The sequence below is a fragment of the Shewanella sp. NKUCC01_JLK genome (assembly GCF_019345615.1).
GTDB lineage: Bacteria > Pseudomonadota > Gammaproteobacteria > Enterobacterales > Shewanellaceae > Shewanella > Shewanella oncorhynchi.
In genome coordinates this window covers 29,526-48,340 of record NZ_JAHKRD010000017.1, presented here as the reverse complement: position 1 = coordinate 48,340, position 18,815 = coordinate 29,526, and the positions used below count along the sequence as shown (strand labels likewise).

Here is an 18,815-nt window from a genome sequence, read left to right as displayed (position 1 = left end):
AATTAACCTCGATTGGTCTCTGGCTGGAAGATTTCAATGTATGCGTCTGAACGCATTTCGTCTAGCCAGTTTTGCAGTTCTTCGTTAAATTTGCGACGGAAGATCAACTGGTGCGCACGGTTGCTATTGAACTGATCCGTGGCGTCGGTTTTTCTGCGTTCTTCTAATTGAGTGATATGCCAACCGTGAGTCGTACGGAATGGCTCACTAATTTGGTCGTTTTTCAAACTATTGAGCGTTTGAGCAAACTCAGGTACGTAAATGCTTGGTTCTGCCCAACCTAATTCACCACCTTTTGTGGCCGAACCAGGATCTTCTGAGTACTGACGCGCTAGGTCTTCAAACTTAGCTTCACCTGAGCGGATTTGCTTCAGGAATTGCTCAAGCATGGCTTTAGCGCGGTCTTCTGACAGGATCGGCGATGGCTTGAGCAAAATGTGGCGCGCTCTAACTTCTTCGATTTCTTTGGTTTGTAGGCCGCGAGCATCCATGATCTTAATAATATGGAAACCTGCACCACTCTTAATCGGGCCGATAATGTCACCCATTTTCGCACCGTTAATCACTTCGGCGAACAGAGTTGGCATTTCGTTGATGTTCATATAATCCCAAATACCGCCTTCGAGTGCCTTAGGACCTGAAGAAGAAGCGATAGCGGTACGACGGAAATCCTCACCACTCTTCAAACGTTCTAATACGATATTGGCGCGTTTGCTTGATGCTTCGAGTTGTTCACTGGTGGGGTTATTAGGCACGTCAATCAGGATATGGCCAATTTGGTATTCCACATCTTTCATCCCTTGTTCTTGGATGAGTTTGACTAGGCTAGTAATTTCCTGTGGTGATACTTGAATACGGCGTTGTACTTGAATACGTTGAATTTCACCTAGAGTGATTTCTTCGCGCAATTGTTCGCGGTATTGGCTGAAACTTAAACCTTCGCTTTCAATTTTTTGTTGCATCTGCGCGACAGACATTTTTTGTTCACGCGCGATGTTTTCAATCGCTTGGTCTAGTTGTAAGTCACCAATATTCAGCCCTATACGACTGGCCATTTGCAATTGTAGGCGAGTTAAGATTAAACGCTCAATCACCTGAGTGCGCAGGGCACTGTCAGAAGGTAACGATTGGTTTGCTGCTTTGGCATTCGCTTTAACAGTGTCAATCATGTTAGTGATTTCACTTTCGAGCACTATGCCGTCGTTAATTTGGACTGCAACGCGGTCGAGCGGCTGGGGTGCGGCCAATGTAGGTTGGCTGATCGCGAGTGCAAATAAAGCAAAAATCAGATGTTTACTGGGTTTCATCCACAAAATCCTTGGCACGTTCTAAGGTCAGGTTCGACGGCTTAATTGAAATAACTTTACCATTTATATCGAAATTACAGTGAGTTGCCCTAATGTAATTTTTTGGCGACGCATTTGAGTGCAAGGTTAGACCTTAAGATCCGCTTTTATTCGCTTTAGCAAAAGGTGAACGGTAAAGCACTCATTAATCTGTTTGGACTCTGAGTCCTTGTTGAGGTTCAGCAATCTATCACAATTCTTTGCTAATTCCTCAGATAAAGCGGTTTTCTGTAGTTAAACAGGCCGTCATTGAGCATATCGGATACGCCTAATGGGCCAGAACCACCGAGTCCCTTAATGATTAAGTTCAGGTAGACACCACTATCAAACTGCTCACGAGGATCAATTGTGGCAGAACCTATATTGTCGTCATAGTTGGTTTTAATGCGGTAATGATAACTAAGTCTTACTGCGTAACAGCATGATTCGTACTGGATACCTGTGTAAGTTTCAATACTGCGACTTTCGTTAAGGTCATAATACCAATTACCAACAAAGTAGAGGTCATCACTGATTGGCCAAGCGCCACGAACGCCCGCTTGGGAGATGTTCACTGTATCATTGGTATTTGAGTTCAATAAATCTGGGACATAGCGATAGCTAAATTGCAGCAATTTATTCGCTTCAGGTCTGAAATCTAAGGTGACTTCGGATTTTTTATTGTCACTGGTGTTGGTATCGTACTGAATCGCAGCCCCCATATACCAATCATGGGACAAGCGGGTATCTAACTCTGCAGCAAGTACTGAAGTTGATTGATTAGACTCAAAAATACTGTCTTCGTAACCGACTTTACTGTCTTGCAGGTAAAAAATTTGTCCTAGGCTGAATTTAGTGGCTTCTTGGTTGTGACTATCAAACAGGCGTGTGGTAACTCCTAGAGTGACTTGATTTGCATCGGAAATCCGATCCAGACCCGAGAAGCGACGATCACGGAATAGACCAAAGTAGTCGTCCTGTAATTGAGCCGTATCATAAATGCCTATGTTGCGTTGGTCTTCGTAGCCGACATAAAGATATTGAAATTGTGGCTCGAGCGTTTGGCGGTAGTTTTGATCGAAAAGCTCAGTAAAACGTTCGAAGTTGATTTGACCATTAATCCGTACCTGCGGGATGGTGCGATTCACTGTGTCGTCAACAACTATGTCTGGATCTTCGTTATGCTGCCAATAATTGGTCTGCATCAACTTAACTTGACTGGTGAGCGAGCCTGAAGGCCCATGTATTGGCAGAGTTACGCTTGGTGACATGTACAAACGAGTTGCCGTATTAACATTGTTGTCCTGATGGGCAAAATTCGTTAGCTCCGAATTGAAACCAAAATCTAAATTGTTCCAAAAATCAGCAGCGCGATAGTTAAAGTTAACCTGAGGCATGACTTGATATGGTTTTTCATCCTCACCCAGTACTTTAATATCTTGTACTCGGGTGCTTAGATCCCAGTTACTTTCGAAGTAGCTGATTTCACCTATGCGTGATAACTGGTTATCGGTTGCACGGTTAACATCTGACTTTAAGTCATTGAAATAATTGTTATCTGATACATCGGTAAAATTCGCTAATACGCGCCAATTTTTGTCGATCGCCCCTTGATGCTGCCAGTTATATAAGTAGCGATTCGGGCTACCATCGATCAATTTGTCATTGCCTAGATATTCTAAATTGACTCGGCCATTTTGGGCCTCACCCGCCAGATAACCAAACTCTGTTTTAGTGAATAAACCACGGTTTGACATATAGCTAGGTGTAAATGTTAAATCGTACTCTGGGGCAATATTCCAATAATAGGGTGCGGAAATTTCGACACCATCAGTAGTGCTAGTGCTAAAACTAGGGTAGAGAAAGCCAGATTTACGTTTGTCTGAAACGGGGACTGTCATGTAGGGAATATAGAATACAGGTACACCGCCAATTCTTAGTTTGGCATTCCAAATTTCGCCCCATTCTTCTTCACTGTTGATCTTGATCTTTTCGGCCTCGAGTAGCCAAGACACATTGTCAGGAGGGCAAGTAGTGAAGTTGGTATTCGTTAAAATTAAATTGTTATTGATAGTAATTTGCAGTTTTTCGGCATCACCGTGAACTTGTTGGCCATGGATCCAATATTGTGCGCCTTTAAGGGTGGCACGGTTTGTCCGCATTTGAGCTTGTAAGGATTCGGCTGTAACGGTGAAGTTACTGTCTTGAAAGACTAAATTACCATTGGCATCAAACTGTTCAGTAGCTTGATCTAAAATCGCCTCATCGGCTGCTATGTGCCTATCGCCTTGGCTAAAAACCACATCGCCACGGAAAATCGCCTGCTTCCCCATTTCGGCATTGGTGTTATCAGACGCAATACGAATTTTGTTGAGTTCAGCCGCACTCATCCCTTGGGTTTGAGATACGATACGGGGTACTGGCGGTTCGATTAAGCATTGGGATGCCGAAGCGGTTAGAGAGTCGTCTGCCAGGACTAATTGCGGTAACAGGCTCAGGGCCAGAAGGTATCGGATCTGCATCTTTAGGTCAGTAATTATGATTTCTTATTCTGGACAAGTATGGATGGGGAAAGTTGCAATTGACAAACGCAACATCGCTTAATAAATCTCTCAATTTCTTAGCTGTTTCCAAATTCTATGCCAGCTATAATAAAGCAATTTTTCTTTAAGAGCCATGAAATGACTTTATCCGATCCGAGATTTCTTTCCCTTAATCAGTGGCTGAATGCTTATTTTTCCTGTGAGGTGATGCCTGTGTTGATTTCCGGAGACGCAAGTTTTAGGCGTTACTTTCGGATTTCGATGCCTGATGCTACCTTTATCGCCGCCGATTCTCCGCCTCAGTTAGTGCCTATCGCCCCCTTTATTGCACTGTCGAATGCTTATTCAGCCGTGGGACTGACAGTTCCAAAAGTAATCCACGCCGATGCCGATTTGGGTTTTATGTTGATGAGTGATTTGGGCGATACCCAACTCTTATCTGTATTGACGGTACAAAATGTGGAACGGTTTTACCGTCAGGCGCTCGATTTATTACCGCAAGTGGCCGCGGTAATTGAGTGCAAGAATCTTGATAGCGGTTTAGTTCAGGCATTACCTAACTACGATGAAGCCTTTGTGCGCCGTGAATTACACATCTTTACTGAGTGGCTGTTAGGAACACATCTTAATTTGTCTTTGGACGCTGCTGAGTTGCAATTGCTGAATGATACTTTTGATCGCCTCGTCGGCAATGCGCTATCTCAACCTAGTGTGGGAATGCATAGGGATTTCCATAGCCGTAATCTTATGCTGCAAGCGGACAAGCTGTGCGTGATTGATTTTCAGGATGCTGTCGTTGGTCCTGTGACTTACGATGCGGTATCACTACTACGCGATTGTTATATTCGTTGGCCACAGCCGTTAGTCGCAGACTTGATGCGGTATCATTATCAGCAAGCATTAGCGCTTGGTTTTATTCCCGCACAGACTCATTTTGAGCAATATCAAACTTGGTTTGATCTCATGGGCTTACAGCGTCACATTAAGGCGGTAGGGATTTTTGCACGGTTAAACTATCGCGATAGTAAACCTGCGTATATGGCGGATATTCCACTGACATTAACGTATATTGTCGACATCTCGCTGCAGTATCCCGAACTCGTGCCATTTGCACACTGGTTAACTCGTCGTGTGTTACCTGCGTTTAGTGTGAGTCAGTCTTCATCTGAGGTTAAGTAATGAAAGCCATGATCTTGGCCGCTGGACGAGGGGAAAGGTTACGGCCGTTAACGGACAGTTTGCCTAAACCTATGGTGCCAGTGTTAGGTAAGCCACTGATTGTTTATCATATTGAAAAACTTGCCGCGATAGGCATAGTCGATATCGTCATCAACCATGCTTGGCTAGGGCATAAGTTAGTCGAAGCTCTGGGCGATGGCAGCACTTTTGGGGTGCGCATTCGGTATAGCGCTGAAGAGAGTGCGTTAGAAACCGGCGGCGGTATTAAACGCGCTTTGTCTTTATTGTGTGAGGACGGAAGCGACGAACCTTTTTTAGTGATTAATGGTGATGTGTTTATTGATGCTTTACCGCCAATCACGCAACTGGCAGCGGATAGGCTCGCTCACTTATGGTTAGTGCCTAATCCTGAGCAGCATCCAAATGGCGATTTTGCTTTGAATGGTCATCAAGTGCAGGAGCGTGGCGATGTTAAGTACACGTTTTCGGGCATGGGCATTTATCACCCTGCGCTATTTCATGACACGCCGCAGGGCGCCTTTGCACTGGGTCCGTTGTTGAGATCGCAAATGGCTCAAGACAGAGTTAGTGGTGCCTTGTTTAATGGATTTTGGTGTGATGTCGGTACCATTGCACGATTGCAAGCGCTTGAACTAAGGTTACAAAGTAACAAGTAAATTTCGGTGCTGGCATATCCATAGGATTAAGCTAGTGCATCAAATACATAATAGAAATCAGGAAATAAGATGCGGCTTTGGGGTAAGTTTTTTGGATTTGTCATTGGCTTTATGTTCGGCCGTATTTTTGGTGCGCTGCTAGGTTTGTGGCTCGGTCATCTTTACGATAAGCGTGCAGCATCGGGCGTGGGTTTTCGACAGATTCTAGGGCAGGCTAAGAATCGCCAAGCCATTTTCTTTAATACCACATTTGCAGTAATGGGGCATGTGGCGAAAGCATCAGGACATGTTACCGAAACCGATATTCGCATTGCGACCTTATTAATGGATCAAATGCGTTTAACGGGGGAAGCCCGTAAAGAGGCGCAACAGGCATTTCGTGAGGGTAAATCGGCGGATTTTGATCTGCGCAGCAGCTTACAAGCTTTCCGTATTATTACGATGGGACGCAAAGAGTTAGTGCAGATGTTCATCGAAATCCAGATCCAAACGGCACTGTCTGATGGTGAATTGGATCCCGCTGAGCACGCTATCTTGATGACGATTGCTCAAGAGTTAGGTTATGGTCGAGCGCAGTTAGATGAATTACTTAAACGCTGGCAGGCGGAGTTTCGTTTCCATCAAACATCGAGTGGCAATAAAACATCGATTACTGATGCCTACAGTTTACTTGGCATTACGAACGAAGCTAGCGACCAAGAAGTTAAACGGGCTTACCGTAAATTGATGAATGAACATCATCCCGATAAGTTAGTGGCGAAAGGGTTGCCACCGGAAATGATGGAGCTCGCTAATCGTAAGGCTCAGGATATTCAAGCAGCCTATGACAGAGTCAAGTCTGAGCGCGGTATGCGTTAGCCTTGATAAAATTGGTTTTTGTAAAAGATAAGGAATTCATTATGAAAAACACTTACCGTTTGTTGCTGTTGGCGAGTTTGTTACCTGTGGCTATGTCTACACAGGCCGAGGTGTTTATCGCTCCTTTTGGTGGTTATAGTCTGGGGGGCGGTCAATTTGATGTGAATCAATATGAGGTCAACACAGATCAAACTGGTGATAAGGCCGATGTGAAGGTCGAGGAGTCGAGCCATTACGGTTTGATGGTGGGTATTGGCACCAATGATCCCGGTAATATTTATCTTTTATATAGTCATCAAGCCTCTGAACTGAAAAGTGGCGGCTTGTTTACGCCAGACTTTCTTACCTCGTTAGATTTAGATTACATCCACTTGGGTGGCACTTTATATTTCCCCCGTGGCGATATCCAGCCCTATGTCACCGCCAGCGCGGGGATCACCCGCATGCTGCCTAGCGGTTGGTCGAGCGAAACGCGTTTCTCCATGGGGATTGGTGGCGGGGTAGAGTATCAAGTGACGCCACACTTTGGCCTGTTTGCGGATATTCGGGGTTATGCGACTTTTATCAACAGTGACACTTCGCTGTTTTGCAATGAAGATGAATGCCTATGGCACATTACGTCGGATGTGATGTGGCAGGCTCAGGCTAACCTTGGACTCAAAGTCAGTTTTTAGATTTAACGCATCGTCTTAAAAGGAGATTTAGTGGCATGAAAATAGTCGTACTTGATGGTGAAACCTTAAATCCTGGCGATCTCAGCTGGCAATCCTTAAATGAATTAGGCGAGTTTGCGTGTTTTTCCCGCACGAGTGGCGCTGATATTGTCGCGCGAGCCCAAGGTGCTGAAGTCATTCTCACCAATAAAACGCCCTTGAATGCAAAGACGCTAGCACAGCTTCCTAGTCTCAAATACATAGGCGTATTGGCCACGGGCACGAACGTTGTCGATATCGCGGCAGCTAAAGCGCAAGGTATAGTGGTCACTAATGTGCCCGCTTATGCGCCTGATGCCGTTGCGCAAATGGTGTTTGCCCATATTCTGCATCACACCCAAGCCGTGGCCGCCCATCATCAAGCTGTGGTCGATGGCCAGTGGGTGAACTGCCAAGATTTTTGTTTTACTTTAATGCCGTTGCAATCTTTAAAAGGCAAGACTTTAGGCTTAATAGGTTATGGCGATATCGGTCAGCAGGTGGGAACACTCGCCCTCGCATTCGGGATGAAAGTTCTTGTCAATACTCGTTCAATCATCAAGGATTTACCCCAAGGCGTGACGTGGGCGCAACGTGATACTGTGCTTAGCGAATCAGATATTATTTCGCTCCATTGTCCGCTTACTCCAGAAACTGAGCAATTTATCAATCAACAAACCCTTGCCTTGATGAAGCCTAATGCGTTGCTGATTAATACAGCGCGCGGTGGATTAATTGATGAAGTCGCGCTTGCTGCTGCGCTGGCTCAAGGCAAGTTATTTGCCGGCGTGGATGTGTTATCGACCGAGCCGCCCACTGCAGATAATCCCTTACTGCATGCGCCTAATATCAGCATCAGCCCGCATAATGCGTGGGCGACGAAGGAAGCAAGGCAAAGTCTACTCAATATCGCAGTGGCGAATTTGAACGGTTATTTGAAGGGGGAAGTGATTAACTGCGTGAACAAGTAAAGCGGTATGCGTCTTTCTCTCTTTTCATCATATCGACGTTGAGAGAGAAAGACGTAAATGGTTATTTATTATTGAGTCTTTCTTCTACGCATCCACCACACACCCAATAAGCCTGTGAGGGCTAATACGCCAAATACGACAGGCTTTTTCAGCTTGTGGTACAGGGCGTTCCATTCTGCCATTTCATTCGCCTGTGCTCGTTTTACTGCACCGTCAAAATCGGGCGCTTCACACTGCAAACCAAAGTTCTCGGCCCAAGGCACAAAGGGGCCGTTGGCGACGTATTTTTTGTAGTAACGCAGGGCAAGTTCTTGATCTCGATACAATACCCAACCTGTGGCTTGGCAGAGTAGCGCTGCATAGGCTTGGCTGTTGTGGGGCACATGATCCGATGCCTTGTTGGCTAGTTCTGCCGCCGTGTAGCGATAATGGAAGCGTTTATCGGGGATTGCTTGGCTGGCACTGATCCGCAGCTGTTCTTTCTCAGCCAGTTTGCTCGGTTCATTCCAATCACTTAGATCGAAGACACCTTGGTAGATAGTGTAATCCGGGGCTAATTCAAACCCTAAGAGTTCCATGCCTTGGTGGCGGGCAAGTTCGGCAACAGCCCAATAGGCTTTCGCGCTATCAATGCCTTTTGTTTTTTTCGCTGCATTCAACTCTGTGCCGTAGGCAAGGGCGCTGGCATTCAGTTTAGGATTAGGGAAGTAAACTGGCGCTTCAGCTATCGCGCCTTCGCGTAATAGCCTGCGACCTAGCAAGTAGCGCAAGCGGTTGTTAATTGGCTCAATATTATCGTACCAGTCGCTGTCTTTAGGGTCTTCAAAGGCGATAAATGGCACATGTTCGTCGACAAATAACTTAAGTTCAGCCGTGGTGAGCACGCGCTCCGCCACATAGGCGATGTCTTGCCAGTACTCATCACCGCTGGCGAGTAAGTGATTGAGCGCATCGACATATTCGCCACGCTCTAGTGACAACACCCCTTGCTCGGCACGAATACGGCAGTAAGTGGCTGTATCTTCATCGGCATTAATGGCTTGTTGCTGAGTTTCTTTAGCGTCAACAGTGGCCGAGATCTTATTGAGCTGCTCAGGGAAGTGACGCGCAGCCTGAGCATAGGCCTTGGCCGCTTCTGCTTGATCGCCCTTTTGTAGCATTAATTTTGCGTTGAGCCACCAAGTGAGGCCGCTCGGTTTCGCTAGCGTTAATAGGCGCTCAGCACTGGCATAATCCCCTAACTGGTAATAAATCGCCGCTAATCTATCGCCATGGTTGAGCTGTAAGTCATCGGTTGGAAATTCTTTAAGGAGCTCAGCAACCTTTAATCCCATTTCTGAAAGCTGGCCATTATAGGCAAATTCATTAGTGCTGCTTTGCCAATAGGCAATCAATAACTGCTGCACGCTCGCCTGTTGCAGTAGCGGCTTAAGTTCAGCAATCTCTTTACCCATCAAAGTGCGGCTTAACATCAATAAGGAATCATAACCGCCGCTATCGCCCTGTACCGATTGTGTGGCGTAGAGCTCAATAGCTTTATTCAGTGCATCAGGGGTAAGAGTCATTTGCAGCTCTGACTCAGTTTCACCTGTAGCTTGATTGGTCAATTGCGGGAGCGGCTGACCTTGGTGTAGCAGGATATAGGCTTGTTCACCTAAGCTCGCTAAACTCAAACGCAGGGGATCGGCGGCGCCTTGTGCGACTTCGGTTTGTAATTGTGTTAGGTAAGCATTGGCACGATTAAAATGTTCAGGATCAGCCGAAGTCTTGCTTAAGATAAGCTCGATACGCGACAGTGAATAGAGTGCCCACAGGCTACGAGATGCGCGTTCACTTTGTGGTAATTTAATGATTTTGCTGAAATAGTTACTCGCCCTCTCATAATCTTTTGCTTCAAACGCTACGGCACCTAAGGTGTACCAAGTTAGTGCTTGTGGTAGATCTTTGTCTAACTTAGCGGCCATTTGCTCGGCTTCAATGGGGCCCGTTGCATCCCGCAAAGTGTTCACTAAGGCTAAATGGGCGTCACTTAACTCGCTGTTTTCAAAGGCGCGAGTTTGTGAAAGATAACGGCTATGCACTTCATCCCAGAGATATTCCTGTGCAGCGGGTGCATCTTGATACTGCCAAGGCAAAGGTTTTGCGAGGGCGGTGAGCTGCTGGCTGAAAGAGGTTTGCGGTAAATAACTGAGATTGCTCTGCCTATCCTGAGTGAGTTGCAAAGGAAAATCGGGGCCGCAGGCCAATAGCATAGGGGAAAATAAGCTTAAACAAATGAGCGTGGTCTTTTTAAGCATAAAAGCCCGATTGGGTATTGCCATGGTAAATGATAGTTTTGGCTTATGGCGCATAAATTCCCTGTAAATATAATGACTCACAACGTGCCCAGCCTATCACTTTTTGGCCGCCAGGGTTGAGCATGTGTGTTTGAATGTCTCTGTTTGATTGCGGCATAGGCATGATTGCAGTGCGTGAAACTGTTTTGGTTGGTGTCAACGCTGCTGTATTCTCAGCTCGCCATTGCCACGTTAACAGCCCATCTTTTTGTATTACGCTATAGCCATTTTGCGCATCATACCCGCTGCAAGCTTGTCCCGCTAGCGACAAAAGAGGAGGAATTTCACCTGCAATATTACCGTGATTCATTAAGCTCAGTTGAAATAGCTGTGGCCTGTGGATTTCCAGATTTTTTGGCTTATTTTCAGCGGCTAATGTCGTTTGGGTTGTGGCCTCGTTATCGCTTGAGATCACTAATTCAATCTTGGCGGCAAGTTCACCTTGCTGTGCAACGGCGATTAAGGTGTTGAGTGGCCAAACCCTTTTATCCCCTTCCAGCGGCAGCCTAAACCAGATAATGCCTCTGAGTTTGGCATCTTTTTGAGTGTGTAGTTTTTGCACAAAGGCTTGTAATACTAGAGGATCGGCCATCAGTTCCTGTACTACATTGGCTGATTTGAGTTGATCGCGCAGCGGTGTTTCACTTTCAACTTTATAACCTGAAGCTGTACTGATGACCGCCGAACCATAGGCGGGGAGCGCAATAAGGTAAGGAACAGTGCTGATATTTGAGAGTTGCTGCACCCACTGCCAACCTTGAGTCGCATCGAATAGTCCGAGGCGTGGATCGCTTACGCTGTGAATTTGTAGCACCAGTTCATCAATACTGGTGAGTAACACGGGAAAATCGGCGCTACTGAGCCAAGCGGGCAGTGCAGTAATGCTGAGTTTGAGTTCTGTGGGTAACTGCGCTTTAAGCTTTTTAAGAAAATCCCGATAGGCTGGCAGTTTACTGTTGGCACTGTCGTGGTCGATTTCAACCCCCGCGATGTGCGTGCCTTTTGCCTGCCAATTTGCTAGTACTTGGCTGATTTTATTGATCACTTGTTCATCATTTAAATGCGCGAACTGACCATCTAAGCGAATCACGGCAATTTTTGGCCTAGGATCTGCCTGCAACCAAGCATGATTGACCGCAACTTCAAACCAAATGTCTGCGCCATTGGTTTTGGGATGTGCTTGCAGCGCTAAAATACGTAATCCTTGGAATGCACTTTGGCTTTGCACTAATGCCGTTTGATTGGCGGGGCGCCATTGGCGCTGCCAGATATAGACTTCCTGCGCGAGTGGCGCTCGAAGCGTTGTTGCTTCTGTAGCGGCTTTTACTGCGACACTGGTATTTGGGCTAGCCGTGGTTTCATTAGCGTTCGATGCTGGCTGACAGGCGCTCATAAATACGGCGGCGCTCAACAAAGCAAATAAGAACCATTGATTTTGGCTTATGTTTTTAACCAGATTGCCTATGCCCATACTACTGCTGTCGATTCCGTTTTGAGTGAGACATTACTATGCCTGAAAAATGCCACTTATACATCGCGGTCAAACTTCTGATAATGCCCACTAAGCTTGGTTTTCCTTTTGGTGCCTTGCTAATCAATATCAGAACTCAGATCTCAAAAATCAGGAGCGACTTGAAAGCGCATCTGTTCACGGGTGACGGGATGTTGAAGTATCAATAAATCTGCATGCAGATGCAGGCGATTGGCACGAGTGCCGTACAGATCGTCACCCAAAATGGGCGTATTTAGCCCTTCTGAGTGGGCGCAGTGAACTCTGAGTTGATGGGTTCGGCCCGTTTTTGGGGATAGATATACGCGGGCTGTACGTGCCATTTCATCGATATGGCTTAATTCCCAATAGGTTTGGGCCGCTTTGCCAAACTCGTGGCAAACGAGTTGCCTCGGTCTATCGTCTAAATCGCCACGTAGGGGTAAAGAGATTTGTCCTGCTGCCTGCTTATCTGCCATTGCTGTAGGGATCCCTGCTAAAAGTGCCACATAACGCTTAGTCACTGTGCGCTGGATAAACTGTTTTTGCAGCTGTTTATGGGCGTCTTTTGTCAATGCGATCACCATTAATCCCGAGGTCGACATATCGAGCCTGTGGACGATAAGTGGTCCAGTGGCATTGGGAAACGTTTGCCGCATGCGCGAATACACTGAGTCTTCAATCTCTTTGCCGGGCACTGATAAAAATTCGGCGGGTTTGTTCACAATCGCCATCGCCTCGTCTTGGTAGAGGATGTTTAAGGTTTTGCCTTCGGCAGGGTTCGTCAGCAGGGGATTATCATCGACAACAAGCCCTTCGAGCATATGCCCCAAGATAGGCTGGCATTTACGCAGACAGGCAGGATAAAACTGCTTATGTTGGCGAATTTCTGATTTTGGCGGCGCCCCCCACCAAAATTCGGCAATCGCCAATGGTTTAAGACCGTGTTTAAAGGCGTAATGTAGCAACTTAGGGGCGGCACATTCTCCCGAGCCTGCTGGCGGCGTTAACTCAACCGTCCCGTTAAATATGCCGTTAAGGCTTTTTTCTGAGCCGCGAATATTCAAAAAACGATACTGCTCAAACAGCTTTTGCTGCAGCGCCGCCGAGAGCTGTTTACGCTGTAGTCTTAATGCGTCACGCTTATCAGTGAGCAGAGTTAATGCTTGGCTGATGGCATGGATACGTTCATCCCAATAGCGTTTAATATCTCTTAACTGATTCTTTTCATTAATGCTTTCTTGGCTGAGTTTAGCTTCGATTGCCGTATTTTCACGTAAAGTCTCATCAGTCGGATTGGCAGCCCATTGCACTGCGAGTTGATTGCGCTGCGTCTTGCGGGATTGACGGCCGTCGATCATCACTTGCCTGTGGGCGGCAAGCTTGGCTTGTGCTTGAGCTTGCTCAGCGTTGAGTTCGCTCGATAGCCGAGGAATATCGGGATGATTTTCTACTGCAAGTAGCTGCTCGTTAATTTGGTTGATTTGCAGATTTTCGGCGTGGAAAAAATTGTCCTTAGCCAGCATATCAAACACAGGTGGAACGAAGCGTGGCCAATGGTTCTGCTCAGCTAACTTGCCCGAAAATGCCGACAAATAGCCCACATCTCCCTGCGGATCTTGCACTAAAAGTACACCAAACATTTTACCAATGGCACCGGTTAACTCCCCCGTGAGGCCAAAGTTATGTTGCCAATCGTTTTGAGTCTCAAGGTGGCGTTGTAATTCGTTGGCTGCGATCACGCATAATGGATGCGGTTCGTAATAGAAAGGAAAGGTAAAACGTTGCGGCAGGGCATAGGCATCAATGGCTTGTGTGAAAGAGGTAAAGCAAGAAGGCTGAAGATGCATATTGGGGTCTACTGTTGGTTTTACTTATCTGGGTTAATTATCGGAGTTAATTATCTGAGTTAAGCCACAACTTAGGATGATGGCTAGCAAGAAAGGGCGCTAGTTTACTCTGTCGATTTGGGACTGTCGATTTTGGGCAGTCACTTTTTATTGGTACGGATTTTAGATACGGCTCTGTGTTGAAAAAGGGAAATGGCATTAAAGCGCATTTCCCTTTGATGTGTCGCTTGTACTTAAAGCCAATTTTAAACGGTTAAACCCGCTTAAAAGATGACTTTTACTTTACTGGCGCTATCGAGTGCTTTGCTGATTGCGCTGTCGATATCGATATCACGGGCAAGCGCGACACCTAAACGGCGGCGACTATCAATATCGGGTTTGGCGAATAATCTAAGCTGAGTGTTGACCGCTTCTAATGCCGCACCAATCCCTTGATAGCGGATATTGTTTGAGGTGCCTTCGGCCAAAATAACCGCCGAGGCACTTGGACCATGCTGATGGATATTGGGAATAGGCAGGCCGAGAATCGCTCTCACATGTAGGGCAAATTCTGATAAATCTTGGCTGATGAGTGTGACTAAGCCTGTGTCGTGGGGTCTTGGCGAGACTTCAGAGAAATACACTTCATTGCCTTTAACAAACAGTTCTACGCCAAATAATCCATAACCGCCAAGGGCTTCGACGACTTTGCTCGCAATTGCTTGGGATTTTGCTAACACTTCATCGGACATGGCTTGTGGCTGCCATGACTCGCGATAATCGCCATCTTCTTGCCTGTGGCCAATGGGCGCACAAAAATGAATGCCGTTGACTGCGCTGATGGTTAACAGGGTGATTTCATAATCGAAGGGAATAAAGCCTTCGACTATCACGCGACCGCCGCCGGCGCGTCCGCCTTCTTGGGCGTATTGCCACGCTTTATGGCTGAGGGCGATATCGCGAATAACGCTTTGGCCTTTGCCCGAGGAACTCATGACTGGCTTCACCACACAGGGAACGCCAATTTCACTAATCGCTTGATTAAATTCGGTTTCGGTATCACAGAAAAAATACGGAGAAGTCGGTAAACCTAAGGTTTCAGCGGCGAGACGACGAATACCTTCCCTGTCCATAGTGAGCTTTGTTGCCCGAGCTGTTGGGATAATATTCACCCCTTCGGCTTCCATGTCCACTAAGGTTTGGGTGGCGATGGCTTCAATTTCTGGGATGACTAAGTGCGGTTTTTCTAACTCGATAACCGCACGCAGGGCGTTGGCATCGAGCATATTGATCACATGGGAGCGATGCGCGACTTGCATGGCGGGGGCGTTGGCGTAACGGTCAACGCCAATCACTTCAACGCCTAAGCGTTGCAGTTCAATGGCCACTTCTTTGCCAAGTTCACCGCAGCCGAGCAACATGGCGCGTCGTGCGCCCTCAGTGTAGGGAGTGCCTATCATGTGTGGGTACCTTTGAGATTGTAGGGATGATGAGTTTTATGCTTGCGTTCTATGCCGCAATGATGTGGTTAGTTTAGCCTGAATAGGCTTTAGGATCATGGAGTAAATCGACAAGTGTGTCCCGGATCACTGGGGGCAAAAACGAAACAGCATATCTTTGGTTAATATTGGGGCTGAGGTTGAGAGTAAATTTAAATGTTAGTTTCATGTTAGTAGCATGTTTTGGTGCCATCCACTAATCTTTGGGATGGAATACATATTATTAATACAAGGAGATGCAGATGTTCTTAGATTACTTTGCGTTAGGTATTTTGTTTTTCGTCATCATTATCATGTTTTATGGTGTCATTGCCATTCATGATATCCCCTATGAAATAGCCAAAAAACGTAATCATCCCCAGCAAGATGCATTGCATATCGCCGGGTGGGTGAGTCTATTTACCCTACATGCTATTTGGCCATTTTTATGGATCTGGGCGACTTTATACCGTGAAGATCGCGGTTGGGGGTTCAATACTGTAATGAAGCGAGAATTAGTTTTAGAGGAGGATGTGAATTCATTGCGCGAGACGGTCAGAGGGCTTCAGACTCGGCTTGAACAGTTAGAGCAAATAACTCCCATGAATATAGCGCCTGCTGTGGATGCGATAAAAACAGACAAAGTTGAGGTATAACATGGATTTATTACTCATACTCACCTATGCGGCCGTGTGTATTGCTATCTTTAAAGTCTTTAAAATTCCGATGAATAAATGGACTGTTCCTACTGCAGTGCTGGGTGGAGTGTTCATTATTGGTACCTTATTGCTCGTGATGAATTACAACCATCCTTATTCTCGTTTTGCCCGTGAATATTTTGTCACTATCCCTATCACACCCGCAGTAAAAGGCTTAGTGACTTCGGTGGAAGTGCAGCCTAATGTGCCTGTTAAACAAGGGGATGTGTTATTTCGTCTCGATCCTATTCCCTTCGAGGCCGTTGTTAAACGTAAACGCGCTGCTTTGATGGAAGCAGAGCTCCAAGTGCCACAACTCGCCGCGGCGTGGGAGTCGGCTAAGGCTAATGTAGAGCGCGCTAGGGCCGATAAAGACCGTAATAAATCTGCCTTCGAGCGTTATGAGTTAGGCCGCAAGAAAGGGGGCGCGAATTCGCCTTTTACTGAACTAGAACTCGATAATAGGCGTCAATTGTACTTAGCCTCAGAGGCACAACTGACCGTCGCGAATGCTGAAGAACTGCGTGTCAGGCTGGCCTATGAATCTAATATTGATGGTGTTAATACCAAAGTGGCTGGCTTGCAAGCTGATTTAGCCAGTGCACTCTACGATTTAGAACAGACAGTCGTGCGGGCACCTGCAGATGGTGTGGTAACGCAAATGGCACTTCGTGCGGGAGCGATGGCAGTGCCTTTACCATTACGTCCAGTAATGAGCTTTATTCCCGACGAGCAACGCTACTTTGCGGGGGCATTCTGGCAAAACTCGTTAATGCGTTTGCAGGAAGGTGATGAAGCTGAAGTGATATTGGATGCCGCTCCAGGACAAATCTTTAAGGGAAAAGTGGCGAAAATATTACCCGCTATGGCTGAAGGTGAAGTTCAAATGGGCGGCGCGCTGCAGTCATCGGCTCGTTTATTTCAAAATGGTCGCGTGATTGTGCTGATTGATATCGAAGATGATGCTATCCGTAAGCAATTTCCTGCGGGTGTTTCTGGGCAGGTTGCAATTTATACTGAACATTTCCATCATGTCGCTGTGATGCGTAAAGTATTGCTGAGGATGCAAGGTTGGCTGAATTACTTGTTTTTTGATGGACATTAACCCTTAATCGGTTAACTTTTGTCTGTTGTATTAAGTCCAGTTCGCTGGACTTTTTTGTGACACATTTTTGGGTGAATAAAAAGGAATTTGAAAGCATGCAAGATATTCACGATTTAACCTCAGTGCTGCGCTCCAATACGCCAATTGTAGTGATTGAAACCTATGAAGAATATCGCGTGGTTGAGCTGCTTAAGCGGGTCGCCAGTGTGCTTTATCAACCTGTGTTTACATGGAGTATCACCCAAGGTCTGGCACGGGTCGATAAGCCCTTGGCGGCGCAAAAGTTTAATAGCGAACCTACAGATTTGCTCGGGCAAATTAAATCAACCTCGCAGCAGGGAATTTATGTGCTGTGCGACTTCCATCCCTTTGTGATTGATGCACCTAAGAATGTCCGTTTGCTTAAAGAAATCGCCCTTGAGTACGAGACGCTGCAACACACATTAGTGCTGGTGAGCCATGCCTTTGAAATTCCGCCTGAAATCAAACGTTATTGCGCTTATTTTCACTTAACTTTGCCAAGTACAGTGCAATTGCAAAATCTGATTTATCTTGAAGTTGATAAAATTCGTCACCAAGGTACGCCGCTACAGGTCGATGATGCGGCTGTGGTCAAATTAGCCGATAATCTGCGGGGTGTGACTTTAGACGATGCCCGTCGTCTCGTACGCAAAGCCATAGTCAATGACGGTGCTATTACCTTGTCAGATATCGACGCCATCAATAAAGCCAAGTTTCAGCTACTCGATCTTAATGGTGTGCTGCAATTTGAATACGACACCAGTGATTTTTCACAGGTTGCAGGACTGCATAATCTAAAAAAATGGCTCAAGCAGCGCTCGCCCATAGTGGCTGTCAGCGCCATTGACCAAGGCGGCCAGCCGACTCCAGTTCAGCACGTCAAAGCGCTCGATGCGCCCAAGGGGATTTTACTGCTGGGCGTTCAGGGCAGTGGTAAGAGCCTCGCGGCTAAGGCGGTTGCGGGCGTTTGGCAACGACCTTTGCTTAGGCTCGATATGGCAGCCTTATATAACAAATACATAGGCGAAACCGAGAAGAACCTGCGTAATGCACTGGATCTGGCTGACATGATGTCGCCCTGTGTGCTTTGGATAGATGAAATTGAAAAAGGCTTAAGCGGGAGTAGCAGCGATGAGGGCACCTCGACGCGGATCCTCGGCACCTTACTCACTTGGATGGCGGAGCGTAAATCTGAAGTGTTTGTGGTGGCTACCGCTAATGATATTCAAGTTCTGCCGCCAGAGTTGATGCGAAAGGGCAGGATGGATGAAATCTTTTTTGTCGATTTACCCGACGAAGCTATACGCAAAGCCATCTTCTTAATCCACTGTAAGCGCCGTGGAATCGATGTGGCGAGCTTAGATCTCGCCCAGTTATCGGCGCGTAGCCAAGGATTTTCCGGCGCCGAAATCGAACAAGCAGTTATTGCTGCCATGTATACCGCAAGAAGTGTCGAGTGCAGTGTCGACCAAGTGCTATTACTTGAAGAACTTAGTAAGACACGGCCTTTATCTGTGGTCATGAGCGATAAAATCAATGCGCTACGACAATGGGCAGCAGGCCGAACCGTGAATGCCCATGAGTAAGATTTTTGCTTGGTACCATGAGTGCTAA

Annotated in this window: 14 protein-coding genes; 8 read left to right on the top strand and 6 right to left on the bottom strand. The window is 46.6% G+C overall.

Features of this window, described 5'->3' with window-relative positions; genetic code table 11:
• Positions 1 to 2 precede the first annotated feature (2 nt).
• Positions 3 to 1,307, bottom strand: coding sequence for a peptidylprolyl isomerase SurA (gene surA / locus KO537_RS17530; protein WP_105249993.1), 1,305 nt, complete (start codon positions 1,305 to 1,307; stop codon positions 3 to 5).
• A gap of 242 nt (positions 1,308 to 1,549) precedes the next feature.
• On the bottom strand, positions 1,550 to 3,847 hold the full coding sequence (lptD, locus tag KO537_RS17525; protein WP_173246378.1) for an LPS assembly protein LptD: 2,298 nt from the start codon (positions 3,845 to 3,847) through the stop codon (positions 1,550 to 1,552).
• Positions 3,848 to 3,964: 117 nt separating this feature from the next.
• Between lptD and KO537_RS17520 the strand changes: the two genes are divergently transcribed.
• From KO537_RS17520 to KO537_RS17500, 5 genes are all read left to right on the top strand, one after another.
• Positions 3,965 to 5,047 carry a phosphotransferase gene (locus KO537_RS17520; protein WP_173246375.1) on the top strand — a complete coding sequence of 361 codons (1,083 nt, stop codon included), beginning with the start codon at positions 3,965 to 3,967 and terminating at the stop codon, positions 5,045 to 5,047.
• Positions 5,047 to 5,724, top strand: a complete 678-nt coding sequence (gene murU, locus KO537_RS17515; RefSeq protein WP_028761522.1) for an N-acetylmuramate alpha-1-phosphate uridylyltransferase MurU — start codon at positions 5,047 to 5,049, stop codon at positions 5,722 to 5,724. Before KO537_RS17520 ends, murU begins: the two co-directional genes overlap by 1 nt.
• Before the next feature lie 69 nt (positions 5,725 to 5,793).
• Positions 5,794 to 6,582 carry a co-chaperone DjlA gene (gene djlA, locus KO537_RS17510; protein WP_028761521.1) on the top strand — a complete coding sequence of 263 codons (789 nt, stop codon included), beginning with the start codon at positions 5,794 to 5,796 and terminating at the stop codon, positions 6,580 to 6,582.
• A 41-nt stretch (positions 6,583 to 6,623) separates the two neighbouring features.
• A complete protein-coding gene (locus KO537_RS17505; protein ID WP_028761520.1) occupies positions 6,624 to 7,256 on the top strand; it encodes an outer membrane beta-barrel protein in 633 nt (210 codons plus the stop codon).
• A gap of 35 nt (positions 7,257 to 7,291) precedes the next feature.
• Positions 7,292 to 8,245 carry a D-2-hydroxyacid dehydrogenase gene (locus KO537_RS17500; protein ID WP_219235167.1) on the top strand — a complete coding sequence of 318 codons (954 nt, stop codon included), beginning with the start codon at positions 7,292 to 7,294 and terminating at the stop codon, positions 8,243 to 8,245.
• Between the two features lie 68 nt (positions 8,246 to 8,313).
• On the opposite strand, the gene KO537_RS17495 is transcribed toward KO537_RS17500, so the two are convergent.
• The 4 genes from KO537_RS17495 to purT form a co-directional block, all read right to left on the bottom strand.
• Positions 8,314 to 10,596, bottom strand: coding sequence for a hypothetical protein (locus KO537_RS17495; RefSeq protein ID WP_219235165.1), 2,283 nt, complete (start codon positions 10,594 to 10,596; stop codon positions 8,314 to 8,316).
• On the bottom strand, positions 10,586 to 12,052 hold the full coding sequence (locus tag KO537_RS17490) for a DUF3142 domain-containing protein (protein ID WP_219235163.1): 1,467 nt from the start codon (positions 12,050 to 12,052) through the stop codon (positions 10,586 to 10,588). Before KO537_RS17490 ends, KO537_RS17495 begins: the two co-directional genes overlap by 11 nt.
• 143 nt (positions 12,053 to 12,195) lie before the next feature.
• Complete coding sequence (locus tag KO537_RS17485; protein WP_173246359.1) at positions 12,196 to 13,920, bottom strand: RluA family pseudouridine synthase; 1,725 nt, start codon at positions 13,918 to 13,920, stop codon at positions 12,196 to 12,198.
• A gap of 263 nt (positions 13,921 to 14,183) precedes the next feature.
• On the bottom strand, positions 14,184 to 15,359 hold the full coding sequence (purT, locus tag KO537_RS17480) for a formate-dependent phosphoribosylglycinamide formyltransferase (protein ID WP_173246356.1): 1,176 nt from the start codon (positions 15,357 to 15,359) through the stop codon (positions 14,184 to 14,186).
• Between the two features lie 281 nt (positions 15,360 to 15,640).
• Between purT and KO537_RS17475 the strand changes: the two genes are divergently transcribed.
• The 3 genes from KO537_RS17475 to KO537_RS17465 all read left to right on the top strand — a co-directional run bounded on the left by KO537_RS17475 (position 15,641) and on the right by KO537_RS17465 (position 18,787).
• The gene (locus KO537_RS17475; protein ID WP_028759246.1) at positions 15,641 to 16,033 is read left to right on the top strand and encodes a DUF3302 domain-containing protein; all 393 of its coding nucleotides are present in this window, start codon (positions 15,641 to 15,643) and stop codon (positions 16,031 to 16,033) included.
• A 1-nt stretch (position 16,034) separates the two neighbouring features.
• Entirely contained in the window at positions 16,035 to 17,180 is a 1,146-nt protein-coding gene (locus KO537_RS17470) for an HlyD family secretion protein (RefSeq protein ID WP_105249984.1), read from the top strand.
• 95 nt (positions 17,181 to 17,275) lie between these two features.
• Positions 17,276 to 18,787: an AAA family ATPase gene (locus tag KO537_RS17465; protein ID WP_168825038.1), complete on the top strand. Its 1,512-nt coding sequence runs from the start codon at positions 17,276 to 17,278 to the stop codon at positions 18,785 to 18,787.
• Positions 18,788 to 18,815: the final 28 nt, after the last annotated feature.

What these genes read in the sequence shown, in the direction of transcription:
- surA (WP_105249993.1), bottom strand. Translation starts at nt 1,307, where the DNA reads ATGAAACCCAGTAAACATCTGATTTTTGCTTTATTTGCACTCGCGATC.
- lptD (WP_173246378.1), bottom strand. Translation starts at nt 3,847, where the DNA reads ATGCAGATCCGATACCTTCTGGCCCTGAGCCTGTTACCGCAATTAGTC.
- KO537_RS17520 (WP_173246375.1), top strand. Translation starts at nt 3,965, where the DNA reads ATGCCAGCTATAATAAAGCAATTTTTCTTTAAGAGCCATGAAATGACT.
- murU (WP_028761522.1), top strand. Translation starts at nt 5,047, where the DNA reads ATGAAAGCCATGATCTTGGCCGCTGGACGAGGGGAAAGGTTACGGCCG.
- djlA (WP_028761521.1), top strand. Translation starts at nt 5,794, where the DNA reads ATGCGGCTTTGGGGTAAGTTTTTTGGATTTGTCATTGGCTTTATGTTC.
- KO537_RS17505 (WP_028761520.1), top strand. Translation starts at nt 6,624, where the DNA reads ATGAAAAACACTTACCGTTTGTTGCTGTTGGCGAGTTTGTTACCTGTG.
- KO537_RS17500 (WP_219235167.1), top strand. Translation starts at nt 7,292, where the DNA reads ATGAAAATAGTCGTACTTGATGGTGAAACCTTAAATCCTGGCGATCTC.
- KO537_RS17495 (WP_219235165.1), bottom strand. Translation starts at nt 10,596, where the DNA reads ATGCGCCATAAGCCAAAACTATCATTTACCATGGCAATACCCAATCGG.
- KO537_RS17490 (WP_219235163.1), bottom strand. Translation starts at nt 12,052, where the DNA reads ATGGGCATAGGCAATCTGGTTAAAAACATAAGCCAAAATCAATGGTTC.
- KO537_RS17485 (WP_173246359.1), bottom strand. Translation starts at nt 13,920, where the DNA reads ATGCATCTTCAGCCTTCTTGCTTTACCTCTTTCACACAAGCCATTGAT.
- purT (WP_173246356.1), bottom strand. Translation starts at nt 15,359, where the DNA reads ATGATAGGCACTCCCTACACTGAGGGCGCACGACGCGCCATGTTGCTC.
- KO537_RS17475 (WP_028759246.1), top strand. Translation starts at nt 15,641, where the DNA reads ATGTTCTTAGATTACTTTGCGTTAGGTATTTTGTTTTTCGTCATCATT.
- KO537_RS17470 (WP_105249984.1), top strand. Translation starts at nt 16,035, where the DNA reads ATGGATTTATTACTCATACTCACCTATGCGGCCGTGTGTATTGCTATC.
- KO537_RS17465 (WP_168825038.1), top strand. Translation starts at nt 17,276, where the DNA reads ATGCAAGATATTCACGATTTAACCTCAGTGCTGCGCTCCAATACGCCA.